General features: G+C 64.1%; 9 protein-coding genes. 6 read left to right on the top strand and 3 right to left on the bottom strand.

Translation table 11 applies throughout. The annotated features are described in order from the left end of the window. The first annotated feature begins 166 nt into the window (after nucleotides 1-166). The 4 genes from NLM33_RS18440 (at nucleotide 167) to NLM33_RS18425 (ending at nucleotide 4,133) form a co-directional block, all read left to right on the top strand. Nucleotides 167-1,006, top strand: a complete 840-nt coding sequence (locus tag NLM33_RS18440) for a shikimate dehydrogenase (protein ID WP_254097498.1) — start codon at nucleotides 167-169, stop codon at nucleotides 1,004-1,006. 12 nt (nucleotides 1,007-1,018) lie between these two features. Beyond that, complete coding sequence (locus NLM33_RS18435) at nucleotides 1,019-1,867, top strand: amidohydrolase (protein ID WP_254097497.1); 849 nt, start codon at nucleotides 1,019-1,021, stop codon at nucleotides 1,865-1,867. A 23-nt stretch (nucleotides 1,868-1,890) separates the two neighbouring features. Further along, complete coding sequence (locus NLM33_RS18430; RefSeq protein WP_254097496.1) at nucleotides 1,891-3,045, top strand: ABC transporter substrate-binding protein; 1,155 nt, start codon at nucleotides 1,891-1,893, stop codon at nucleotides 3,043-3,045. 146 nt (nucleotides 3,046-3,191) lie between these two features. Then, nucleotides 3,192-4,133, top strand: coding sequence for a DUF6492 family protein (locus tag NLM33_RS18425; protein ID WP_254097495.1), 942 nt, complete (start codon nucleotides 3,192-3,194; stop codon nucleotides 4,131-4,133). Nucleotides 4,134-4,146: 13 nt separating this feature from the next. On the opposite strand, the gene NLM33_RS18420 is transcribed toward NLM33_RS18425, so the two are convergent. Beyond that, nucleotides 4,147-5,211: an endo-1,4-beta-xylanase gene (locus NLM33_RS18420; protein WP_254097494.1), complete on the bottom strand. Its 1,065-nt coding sequence runs from the start codon at nucleotides 5,209-5,211 to the stop codon at nucleotides 4,147-4,149. A gap of 12 nt (nucleotides 5,212-5,223) precedes the next feature. Then, entirely contained in the window at nucleotides 5,224-6,261 is a 1,038-nt protein-coding gene (locus NLM33_RS18415) for a glycosyltransferase (protein ID WP_254105828.1), read from the bottom strand. A gap of 334 nt (nucleotides 6,262-6,595) precedes the next feature. Here NLM33_RS18415 and NLM33_RS18410 point away from each other — a divergent pair, with 334 nt between their 5' ends. Continuing rightward, the gene (locus tag NLM33_RS18410) at nucleotides 6,596-8,032 is read left to right on the top strand and encodes a lipopolysaccharide biosynthesis protein (RefSeq protein ID WP_254097493.1); all 1,437 of its coding nucleotides are present in this window, start codon (nucleotides 6,596-6,598) and stop codon (nucleotides 8,030-8,032) included. A gap of 59 nt (nucleotides 8,033-8,091) precedes the next feature. Here NLM33_RS18410 and NLM33_RS18405 read toward each other — a convergent pair whose 3' ends face one another. After that, nucleotides 8,092-9,765 carry a Na/Pi cotransporter family protein gene (locus NLM33_RS18405; protein WP_254097492.1) on the bottom strand — a complete coding sequence of 558 codons (1,674 nt, stop codon included), beginning with the start codon at nucleotides 9,763-9,765 and terminating at the stop codon, nucleotides 8,092-8,094. Between the two features lie 528 nt (nucleotides 9,766-10,293). Between NLM33_RS18405 and NLM33_RS18400 the strand changes: the two genes are divergently transcribed. After that, nucleotides 10,294-11,652, top strand: coding sequence for an ABC transporter substrate-binding protein (locus NLM33_RS18400; protein ID WP_254097491.1), 1,359 nt, complete (start codon nucleotides 10,294-10,296; stop codon nucleotides 11,650-11,652). The last annotated feature ends 46 nt before the right edge of the window (nucleotides 11,653-11,698 follow it).

Here is an 11,698-nt window from a genome sequence, read left to right as displayed (position 1 = left end):
GATGCGCGGCCGGGCCTTTGGCCCGAGATTCCGATTGCCTGCGATTGGCGTTCCGCCTAATAATCTTGTACAATTGACCAAAAGACGCCCGTCGGCCGCCCTGGCGCCGGCAAGGGCCGGCCGACGCGTGGCATAGCGTCGTGCCAACGGAGGATGGATCGAAAGCATGTCCGCAAACGGCTTTGGACTCGCCGGCGTCATCGGAATGCCGGTCGCGCATTCGCGCTCGCCGGTGATTCACAATTATTGGCTGAATGCCCACGGCATCCGCGGTGTCTATGTGCCGCTCGCGGTTCAGCCCGAGCGGCTGAAGGACGCGCTGCCGGGCCTCGTCGCCCTCGGCTTCCGCGGCTGCAACGTCACCATGCCGCACAAGCAGACGGCGATGGCGCTGCTCTCGCGCGTCAACGATACCGCGCGCCGCATCGGCGCCGTCAACACCATCGTCGTCGAAGAGGACGGCACGCTGTCCGGATTCAACAATGACGGCAACGGTTTTGTGCAGAGCCTGCGCGATGCACGTACGGATTGGCGTGCCGACGAGGGACCGATCTTGCTGCTCGGCGCCGGCGGCGCCTCACGCGCGGTGGTCGTGGCGCTGCTCGAAAACGGCGCGCGCGAGATCCTGATCGCCAACCGTACGGCGGACAAGGCGGAGGCTTTGGCCAAGGAGTTCGGCGCATACCTCCGCACGGTCGCCTGGGCGGAGCGCAGCGCCGCGGTCGCCGACAAGGCCCTGGTCGTCAACTGCACCGATCGCGGCATGGTCGGCAAGGACGCGCTCGAGATCGACCTGTCGCGGCTGAAGCCGTCGACGCTGGTTGCCGATCTCATCTACACGCCGCTCGAGACGCCGTTCCTGGCGGAGGCCGGCGCGCGCGGCTGCAAGACCGTGAACGGGCTCGGCCTGCTACTCAACCAGGCGCGGCTCGCCTTCAAGGCCTGGTTCGGCGTCATGCCCGACGTGACGCCCGATCTCATCAAGGCCATCGAAGCGACCTTCTAGAAGCACTTCGCCATGACCATCCCGGCGTGTCCCAAGATCGACTGCCACATCCATGCCATCGATCCCGCGCGGTTTCCATACTCGCCCGTAACGCCCTATCGGCCGAGCGGGCAGGAGATCGCGCCGGCCGCGCAGCTTCTTCGTGTGCTCGACGTCTTCGACGTCAGGCACGCGCTCGTCGTCGCCACCAACACCGGCTATGGCAGCGACAGCCGCATCCTGCTCGACACGCTCGCGCAAGGGAAGGGCCGCTTCAGGGGCGTCGCGGTCGTCGAGAACGACGTCGATGTGAGGGAGCTGGAGCGGCTCAAAGCGGCTGGTGTGATCGGCGTCGCCTTCAACGTGCCGTTCCACGGCACCGATTACTATCGCAACACCGCGCCGCTGCTGGCCAAGCTGACCGATCTCGGCCTGTTCCTGCAGATCCAGGTCGAGCAGGATCAACTGCTCGCTTTGCTGCCGCTGATCGAAAGGTCGAACGTCAGGCTGGTGATCGATCATTGCGGGCGGCCGTCGGTTGAGCAGGGCCTGAACGGCAAGGCCTTCCAGGCGCTTCTGGCGATCGGCCGCACGCGCGAAGCGCACATCAAGCTGTCGGGCTACTACAAATTCTCGAAGCTGCCGCATCCTTACGAAGACTCCTGGCCGTTCATCGCGGCGCTGGTCGACGCGTTCACGCTCGATCGTTGCGTCTGGGGCTCCGACTATCCGTTCCTGCGTGCTCCGGAGCGGCTGGATTATGGGCCGCTGCTCGCGGTGCTGAGCCGGCTCTTTCCCGATCCGGCCGCCCAGCACCGCCTGTTGTGGCGAACGCCGGCACGGCTGCTCGGCATCGACGGCGCCGCGGATCAATCGACATAACAAACAAATAGAGGGAGGATATTATGAAAGCTCTTGGACAATGGAGCGGCATTGTCGCCGCCGCGTCGCTGTGGGCAGGCATCGCGCAGGCGCAGACGACGGTCTACATCCCCGATGTCGTCGAGCTATCCGGCCCCGGCGCGGTCTCCGGCACCAACTGGCGCGACGGCGTTGCGCTGGCGATCGACGAGATCAACGCCTCCGGCGGCATCCTCGGCCGCAAGATCGAGACCGAGCATCTCGACACTCAGAGCAATCCCGGCGTCTCGCGCGCCCAGGTGCAGAAGGTTCTGGACAAGGACCCGTATGTGGTGCTCGGCCCGATCTACTCCGGCTCGGTCAAGGTCAACATGGCGCTGACTCAAGCGGCGGAGATTCCGCAGATCGTCGGGGCGGAAGCCGCCGACATCACCACGCAGAGCAATCCTTTCGTCTTCCGCACGGCCTTCGGTCAGCAGTTCTCGATGCCGAAGATCGCCAACTATCTGCACGACAAGCTCAAGGTGAAGACGGTGGCTCTCGTCTGGGTCAATAATGATTTCGGCAAGGGCGGCCACGACAATTTTCTAAAGGAGATGAAGGCGCGCAATATCGACATCGCGGCCGATATCTCGACCGAGCAGGGCCAGGTCGATTTCGGCTCCGACGTCATCAAGCTGAAGAGCGCCAAGGCCGACGCCGTCTTCGTCTACACCAACGAGGAGGAGAGCGCCCGCTTCCTGATCGAGGCGCGGCGCCAGGGCCTGTCGACGCCGCTGTTCGGCGAGACCACGCTGCTCAGCCAGAAGGTCGTCGAGCTCGCCGGCCCCGCGGCCAACGGCGTGCGCGGCCATGTCGGCCTCAGCGCCGATGCGCCGGTTCCGGCGATCCAGGACTTCGCGAAGAAGTTCAGCGCGCGCTACAAATACTTGCCCGACCACAACGGCATCAAGGGCTACACCGCGGTCTATCTCGTCAAATACGTCACCGAGAAGATCGGCAAGTTCGACAGCAAGGCTTTCGGTGCGGCGATGAAGGGCCTGACGCTGACGCCGGACAAGGCCCCGGGCATGCTGATGGAAGCAAGCTGGGACCAGAACGGCGACATCGACCGTGCGAGTTTCCTGGCCGAGATCGTCGACGGCAAGCAGAAGATCGTCGAGACCCTGCCGAAGCTGAAGGGCGGGAAGGGGGAGTGAGTCGCAAGGCTCTTGCGTTCCGCAAGAACGAGCCAAGCACACATACAGCGGGGCTTTACCTTGATTTGGAAAGTGAGTTCCCCGCTGTACCCAGCCCCGATAAATTGGCCCGCAATGCCCCCTGACAACCCGGCCTGAGCGCGTTCATGCATTCCGTTGCACTGCTGACAGCCAGCTACGCCAAGGATCTCGAGCGCTTCTCGCTGCTCGCCGAGAGCATCGACACGTGGTTAACGGGATACACCCGGCACTACGTCGTCGTTAACGACGAGGACGTTCCGCTGTTCGCGCGGTTCGCCTCCGACAAGCGTGTGATCGTGCCGGTGTCGCGCTATCTGCCGCGATGGTTGTTTGCCGCGCCCTCGTTCCTGCGGCGGGGCAACCGGAAGGTCTGGCTCTCGCTGTTGTCCTCTCCGGTGCATGGCTGGCACATCCAGCAGATCGTCAAGATTGCGGGCGTGCTTGGCGCGTCCGAGCAGCGCGTCTGCATCCTGGACTCAGACAATCTGTTCTTCCGCGAGTTCGACGTCGGCCAGTATGCAGGCTCCGCGAAGGCGCCGCTGTTCGTCGCGCGCGGTGCGATCGGTGCTGAGACGCCGTTGCACTGCCTGTGGCTGCGCACCGTCGATCAATTGCTCGGCGTGCCCGACACGCCGTTCCCAGCGGACGACTATGTCGGCAACGCGCTGGTCTGGGACAAGGATTCGGTTCGGGCGATGACCGACGCGATCAAGTCGGCGACGGGAACGAACTGGATCTTGGCGCTGTGCCGCCGCAAGAAATTCTCCGAATACCTGCTCTACGGCCACTTCGTCGCCAATTCGCCGGAGCATCTGGCGGCGCATGAGATTACCGAGGACAGCATTGCGGTGTCGCACTGGGACGACACCCGGCTCGACCGTGCTGCGATTGAAGCGATGATGCGCGCCGCTTCGCCCCGGCAGGTCGCGCTCTGCATCCAGTCCTACTCGTCGACCTCGATCGACGACATCCGCGAGGTGTTCCGCCTGCGCTCACGCGCGCCGAGCCTTGCACCCGGCGATCACGGTGATGGCGCCGGGATCGAAGCGCCGAAAACGGTGCGATAGCGAGGCGCGCCGCTCAGGCGGCCTTCATGAATTTGGCGATCACGTCCATCAGCGGCTTCGGCTGAAAGTTGCCGTCGAGCGGCAGCGGCCGGTTCGGCTGCTTGTCGGGTCGCTTGAACATCCCGTTGATCCAGCTGTAGCGATCCGAGATACCCCAGCTCAGGATCGAATTGAGCGGGCCGCTCGCGGTGATCGCCGTCAAGAGGTCGTCCACGCGCTTCGCCACGATGGCATCACGCTGCGCTGGGTCGCCTGGCAGTTTCTGGTCGTCGACGTCGAGCTCGGTGACGAGGATCTCGAGCCCCCACGAGCGCATCTCGGCGACGAAAGCGGCAAGCCCGTCCTTGTCGATCTCGAGCTCGGCATGCAGATGCGACTGCAATCCGACCGCCTGTAGCGGAACGCCCTGATCGAGCAGGTCCTGGATCAGGTTGCGGTAAGCCGCGCGCTTGGCGATGAAACTGTCCTTGGCGGACTCGATGTCGTACTCGTTGATCGCGAGCTTGACGAAGGGATCGGCCGCCGCCGCCGTGCGGAAGGCCAGCGGAATCCAGCGCTCGCCCAGCATGCCCGACCAGTAGCAATCGCGCCGGTCGGTGATCTTGCGCGGATTGTCCGGGATCGGCTCGTTGACCACGTCCCACGAGGTCAGCTTGTCCTTGTAGTAGGACACCACGGTCGAGATGTGATCGACGAAGGCACGCTCGGCCGCCTTGGTCTCCTTGATCTGCTTCGTCCAATCCGGGATGTCGTGATACCAGGCGAGCGCGTGGCCGCGCATCGTCAGGTCATTTTGCCGGGCGAAATCCAGGATCGCATCGGCGCGCTCGAACGCAAAGGTGTGCGGATCGGGCCGCAGCATCGGCCATTTCAGTTCGAGAACCGGGACGACCTGCGTGCAATATGTGCTGATGGCCTCGCCGAGCCGCGGGTCGGCCTGCAAATCCCACAACGTGGCCGCCGCGCCGTAGCCGGGGCGTCGGCTGAGCTGCTTTGAGGTCTGGGCACTGGCCGACGAGCCAGCCGCGAGCGCCGCAGCCGAGCCGAGGAGAAATTCGCGTCTGTCGAGGCTCGCCATGTTGCGCACTCCCTAACGCGCCGACAGACGTTGCATCACGGCCTGCGCGATCTCGTAGTAATGCAACGCGCCTTTTTCGAGCGTGAGGTTGTCGAGCACATATTGGCGCGGCTGAAATTGGCCGGCACCGGTCTGCGACCAGAATTCGCTCCAGCGGGACCTGAAGCCCTCGGCATCGACGAATTTCATGCCGCAGCGATCGTCCCAGTAGGGTACCGAGGAGACACCATCGAACCTGACCCGGTGCGGAAAATAATTCGGATCCCGCCACGGCCCGCCGCGATCCCACGCGAACACGGGCAAGCCGCTCGCGAGTGCCTGCAGACACGCAATCCCCTGACTCTCGTTCTGGCTCAGGAAGATCATGGTGCGGCAGCGCGCCAGCGCCGCGCGGTAGTCCTGCTCATTGTAGCTGCCGTACCGGATTTCCTCGAACGTCCGGCCCTCGGCGCGGAGCCGGGCGCGGATCGGCTCGATCAGATCCGGTTCGAGGCGGTCGCGGTCCCACAGGATCTTGTCATAGAGCAGGACGTCGACGCTCTTGCGCTCCGCGACGGGCGGCGTCCACGCGTCGGTATCGATGCCGACCGGCCAGGCGTCGATGTTGGGCCAGCCGGGCCGGCACATATCGGCGTACCATTGGCAGGGGACCACGATGTGTTTTATCGGATACCGCGTCAGCAGATCCGGATCGTCGATCGGATGATTGTACGAGGCGACGCCGAGCAGGATCGGATTCTTCCAGTCGATCCAGTCGAGCACGAAGGGGCGGCCGATGATGCAGGCGAGTTCGTCAGGGTGCTTGCGGATGTAGCCGTAGTCGTTGACGCGGTAGCGGATCCCGAGCCTGTCGAGGCCGGCGCACAGGTTGAGGAACACGCGCTGCTGGCCGTTGATCCACGGCTTGCCGAGCAGCAGGCGCCGAGCCCAGGTGCGCAGATGCCGGTCGCCGCGGAACCAGCGGTTGTCCTTCTCCTCGAAGAAGAGATTGAGCACCGTCCGCTCGCCGCGCGCGGTCTCCGGCCGTGACGGATGCAAGGTCGCGCTCATGCCCTTGTCGGCGTCGCTGCGCCCCGCATCGGGCAGGCGCAACTCCGTCCGAGCATGTTCGGCAACTTCCATGTCAATCGGTCCACGTTGAAGACGGTCGGCGGTGCTCGAAACCACTATTTCTAATGGGTGATCGCACCTGCGAGTTCAAGACAACCGCAAATTTAACGCTAACGTACGAAATAGAGCCTAACGGCGCATTCGCCGGACCGGATTGTCGCTTTATGCGCGTATTCTCCGGCATGCTGCAGCGCCGTCGTCAAAACAGCCAAACCAAGGTCCAACTGATTAACGAAGCGTTAATTGGCTGGGATGAACCCCGTCTCGTGCTCGCATGCTGAACCGCCATTTCTCGATCTATCTCGCGGCCTACATCCTGCCGGCTGCCGTCGGCTTTTTCGCGATCACGACCTACACGCGGCTCTTGAGCCCGGCGGAATATGGCGTCTACGTCGTGGGCCTCAGCATCGCCAGCATCCTTGGCGCAATCTTCTTTGCCTGGATCAAGCTGTCGGTCTCGCGCTACCAGGCCATGTCGCCCGAGGTGGATTTTCGCGGCACGGCGATGGTTGCCTTCGCGCTGACCGTCTCCGCGCTCTGTGCTACGGCGCCGCTGACCTTCCTGTTCCATCGCGACGTCAGCTACGAGCTGCTGCTCGCCAGCGTGTTCGTCGCCATCACCGCGAATGCGGTCGATGTCGGTCAGGAGTTCGAGCGCGCCAAATTGCGCCCCTACAGGTTCGCGGCCATTGCGATCGTGCGCAGCCTGTCGAGCGTCGGCTTCGGGCTGCTCGCGATCTACTTGGGCTGGGGCGGGCTGGGCCTGCTCGCGGCGTTCGGGCTTGGCTCGCTGACCGGCATCATTCTCAATCTCGCGGGCGACCAGACCAGGATCGCGCGCTGGCAGAAGAGCCAGCTCACCCAGCTCGCGCGCTACGGCTTGCCGCTGACCATCGGCGGCCTGTCGGTCGCGCTCTACTCGACCAGCGACCGGCTGATCGTCGCGTACCTTCTCGGCAAGGATGCCGCCGGCATTTTCGGCGTCGCAGCCGATCTGCCGCGGCAGTTCCTCGTGATGCTGGCCTCGAGCGTCGCTGCGGCCACCGTGCCTATCGTGTTCCGGACGTTGAGCCAGGAGGGCCACGCCGAGACCCGTGAACGGCTCAACGAAAGCCTCGAGCTCCTGCTCGTCGTCATCATGCCGGTCGCAGTCTGGCTCGCGCTCGCGGCTGACCAGGTCGCCGGAACGCTCGTCGGCGTCGACTTCCGCGCTGGCGTGTCGGCGCTGCTGCCGATGCTGGTCGTCGCGCGGATGCTCGGCATCGCCAATCAGTTCTATGTCCAGATCAGCTTCCAGCTCGCCGAGCGGCCCTTCATCCTGGCCGCGCAGTCGTTCCTCACGCTGGTGCTGAGCATCGCGCTGATGTTCGGCCTGATTTCGGGCCTTGGGCTGTATGGCGCAGCGCTGGCAACGTTCGCGACCGAAGCCATCGGCTTCGTGGCTGCGGTCGTCCTGATGCGTCGCGCCTACGTGCTGCCGTTCGATCCGGGCCGGCTCGCGGGCGTGGGCGTTGCTTCGGCGGTCATGGCGGCGGCGATTTTCGTGGTCCGCTCGGAGGTCAACGGCACCGGCCTGGTGTCACTGATTGCCGTGAGCTTGGCCGGCGGCGTTGCTTATGCCGGCGCAGCCTGGCTACTCAATGTCGCGAACGCCAGAACGCTGACGCTGCGCCTGTTGCGAAACTTCAACCGGAAAGCCCTCGGGGCCTAGAGCATGATCCGGAAAAGTGTGAAGCGGTTTTCCGAGAAGATCATGCTCAAACAATACGTCTAACCGCGACCGACGAGATGCGCCGCGGAGCGCCAGGCATGATGCGACATCGCCTGGAGGCTGCGGACCGTTTCGACGCGATCGAGTGCGGTATCGGTAGTGAGGGTTGCATTGGCGACGGCGCCGAGCGTCGCGCTGCGGTGGCGGCGCAGCACTTCGCCAAGTTCTGTCGTGCAACGCTCGAGCTCGGCGATGGCCTCGTCAGTCTGGATCGCGCGCGGACCGGCCATGGCGTCGGCGCCATGCGGGACTGGCGCGACCGGCTGCGCTGGCGCTGCCACGCCGCGTGCGAGCGCAGCGGCGCTTCGCATCGCTTCTGCGCAGAGCTCTCCTGCGCGAATGTCCTCCGGTCCATCCCTCACCGAAGCGAAATTGATTCCACCATTCGCCAGGTCCGTCAGCCGAGACGCGTGGTCGAGCGCGTGCAATGTGCTGGTCAGACGCCGTTGCTCGTCCTCGGTGTCAGGCGGTCCGGCCACCTCCGACAAAAATATTTGTGCCTGACGCAGGGCGTCGGCGGCGTCCTGCAGCGATACGGCGTCCCTCCCGAGACGAATCGGTGCAGCTCGGCCGGCCAGTGCCGCCTCGACCCAGGCGCATACCGTTACGAGCACGCGCGCGATCGTTCGGCGCACCGCTTCGACGGCCACGATTGGGTTCACGAGTGCCGAGGGATCGAGGCACCGCGTGAGCGGCGAGCCGCGCTCGGGCAGGATACGCTCGACCAGGCGCGTGAACTGGTTGATCAGCGGCAGCAGGACCACCACGCCGACCACGTTGTAGGCGGTGTGATATCCGGCCAGTAGCGTGACGCCATCGATGCTGTCCGAGGCACGCACGAGCAGGGGGATGGTGACGGGAAAAAGCACGAGCGCGATCAGGGCTGCGACGAGCTTGAAAAGAACGTAGGCGATGGCCAGCCGCTTGGCTGTGGTGCTCGCGCCGATCGCGGCGAGGGCGGAGCTCGTTGCCGTTCCGATATTCTGGCCGATGATCAGCGCGCAGGCCTGATCCAGCCCGATTGCACCGGCGAAGTGACCGGACAAGGTCACCGCGACGGCGGCCGTCGACGACTGCATCAGCGCAGTCATCACGAGGCCGATCACGACGAGCACCAGCACGCCGAACAGTCCCGACCACCACCGCCCGTCGGGGCCGGTGAGAACGGCAGGCAGGTCCGCCGGGTGCAATCGTTCGGCGAGCCCGCCCATGCCCTGCTGCAAGGTCGTCAGCCCGAAAAGCACGAGCCCGAATCCGGCGAGCGCGGCGCCTGCGCCGGATATTCGCCCGCGCGCCAGAAGCTTGGTCAACGCACCGGTGAAGATCATCGGTAGTGCCGCGGCGGTGAGCGAGACACGGACGCCGATGAGTGCGACCAGCCAGCCGGTTCCCGTGGTGCCGATATTGGCGCCGAACACAAGCCCCAACCCCTGCTGGAACGTCAACAGGCCCGCACTGACGAGACCGATCGTCGTCATGGTCGTTGCACTCGATGACTGCACCAGGAGCGTAACGACAGCGCCCCAGAAGGAGCCGTGCAGCGGCGTCGCCGCGGCCTTGCTGAGCACGGTGCGCAGGGCGGAGCCGGCCAGTGCCTTCAGGCCTTCCGTCATTACGGTCATGCCGAGCAGGAAAAGGCCTACGCCGCCGAGTACCGAGATTGCCGTGGTCATGCGGGCTCCTGAAGTGAACGACGATCAGGCCAGCCCCCTTTGACTGTAGCGCAGTTGCCGAAGCGAAGGCAGTCGACGACACAGCGTGGGAACAGCGACGCATTGAACGTTCAGTAAAACAATTTGCTAAACACGATGCTTGCGCTCCGACCGCGCGAAGCGAGGCTGCGTTGGCGCGGCCCGGGCTCAAGCGCGCGAAGCGAATCTCCCTAAATCACTGCTATTCCGCTGCATCGCAGCAAATTCGCGGGTGAAAGCGGTCGCGGTGAGCTTTTGGTCGAGCGCGCCAAAACCGGCTTGACGGCCTCGATAATTTAGTAATAGGTTTAGTACTACAAAAAAATAAACATCGCGCATCGAGCTGATGTGTGGGAGGAGCCCAACCCGTCCGGACCCGTTTCCGGGCGCGGTCAGTCTCGTTCTCCATCATCTCATCGCTCATCAACTCGGTTTCAGGGTCTTGGCGTCGTTCCGAAAAGGGCGCGCGCCGAGCGGGTTCGGTGGTTCAACGATAGAGAGGAAACGGACATGCGAAGACTCAAATGGCTAGGTGGTGCAGTGACGTCTGCGGTCCTTGGGGCCGCCGCACTGGTGATAACGGGCGGCGGCGAAGCCGCGGCGCAGGGAAAGCAGCTCACGCTGTGCTGGGCGGCATGGGATCCGGCCAATGCCCTGGTCGAGCTCGGCAAGGACTTCACCAAGCAATCCGGCATCGAGATGAAATACGAGTTCGTCCCCTGGACGAGCTATGCCGATCGCTTTCTCAACGAGCTCAACTCGCACGGCAAGCTCTGCGACCTGATCATCGGCGACAGCCAGTGGATCGGCGGCGCCGCCGAGAACAAGTGGTACGTCAAGCTCAACGACTTCTTCGACAAGGAGAAGATCTCGATGGACGATTTCGTCCAGGCGACCGTCGTCGGCTATTCGCAGTGGCCGAAGAACTCGCCGAACTACTGGGCGCTGCCGGCGATGGCCGATGCGGTGGGCTGGACCTATCGCAAGGACTGGTTCTCGCGGCCCGACATTCAGTCGGCGTTCAAGGCCAAGTATGGCCGCGATCTCGCTCCGCCCAAGACCTTTGACGAGCTGAAGGAGATCGCCGCGTTCTTCCAGGGCCGCGAGATCGACGGCAAGAAGGTCTATGGCGCCTACATCTTCACCGAGCGCGGCTCCGAAGGCATCACGATGGGCGTGACCAACGTGCTCTACAATTACGGCTTCAACTACGAGAACCCGAAGAAGCCGTACCAGATGCAGGGCTTCGTCAACTCGGCGGATGCCGCCAAGGGGCTGGAGTTCTACAAGGAACTCTACAAGTGCTGCACCGCGCCGGGCCTGACCAACGCCTACATGCAGGAAGGTCTCGACGCCTTCAAGTCCGGCCAGGTGGCGATGCAGATGAACTGGTTCGCCTTCTTCCCCGGTCTCTACAAGGACCCGAACGTCGGCGGCGACAAGATCGGCTTCTTCGTCAATCCGGCCGGCCCGAACGGTCACTTCACCCAGCTCGGCGGGCAAGGCATCTCGGTCGTCGCGACGTCTGACCACAAGGATGATGCGCTCGCCTATATCAAGTGGTTCGCGCAGCCGACCGTGCAGCAGAAGTGGTGGCAGCTCGGTGGCTACTCGGCGCTGAAGGCCGTCGTCAACGCGCCTGACTTCCCCGCGAGCGCGCCGTTCGCTCCGCAGTTCCTGGAGTCGATGGCGATCGTGAAGGACTTCTGGGCCGAGCCGTCCTACGCCCAGCTGCTGCTCGACATGCAGAAGCGCGCGCATGACTACGTCGTTGCCGACAAGGGAACGTCGCAGCAGGCGCTCGATCTCCTGGTCAAGGACTGGTCCAAGGTCTTCAAGGAGCAGGGCAAGCTGGTTGCCTCGCAATAAACGCCGGTAGCCACATCGACCTAACTGGTTTCCCCGGGGAAAGTGT

The sequence above is a fragment of the Bradyrhizobium sp. CCGUVB1N3 genome (genome assembly GCF_024199925.1).
Taxonomy (GTDB): Bacteria; Pseudomonadota; Alphaproteobacteria; order Rhizobiales; family Xanthobacteraceae; genus Bradyrhizobium.
Note: the sequence above shows the minus strand (reverse complement) of the source record. Positions and strands in the feature narration are given on the sequence as shown.

Coding starts and splice junctions, on each gene's coding strand:
- NLM33_RS18415 (WP_254105828.1), bottom strand. CDS start 6,261: ATGAGCGCGACCTTGCATCCGTCACGGCCGGAGACCGCGCGCGGCGAG.
- NLM33_RS18435 (WP_254097497.1), top strand. CDS start 1,019: ATGACCATCCCGGCGTGTCCCAAGATCGACTGCCACATCCATGCCATC.
- NLM33_RS18425 (WP_254097495.1), top strand. CDS start 3,192: ATGCATTCCGTTGCACTGCTGACAGCCAGCTACGCCAAGGATCTCGAG.
- NLM33_RS18440 (WP_254097498.1), top strand. CDS start 167: ATGTCCGCAAACGGCTTTGGACTCGCCGGCGTCATCGGAATGCCGGTC.
- NLM33_RS18420 (WP_254097494.1), bottom strand. CDS start 5,211: ATGGCGAGCCTCGACAGACGCGAATTTCTCCTCGGCTCGGCTGCGGCG.
- NLM33_RS18405 (WP_254097492.1), bottom strand. CDS start 9,765: ATGACCACGGCAATCTCGGTACTCGGCGGCGTAGGCCTTTTCCTGCTC.
- NLM33_RS18430 (WP_254097496.1), top strand. CDS start 1,891: ATGAAAGCTCTTGGACAATGGAGCGGCATTGTCGCCGCCGCGTCGCTG.
- NLM33_RS18410 (WP_254097493.1), top strand. CDS start 6,596: ATGCTGAACCGCCATTTCTCGATCTATCTCGCGGCCTACATCCTGCCG.
- NLM33_RS18400 (WP_254097491.1), top strand. CDS start 10,294: ATGCGAAGACTCAAATGGCTAGGTGGTGCAGTGACGTCTGCGGTCCTT.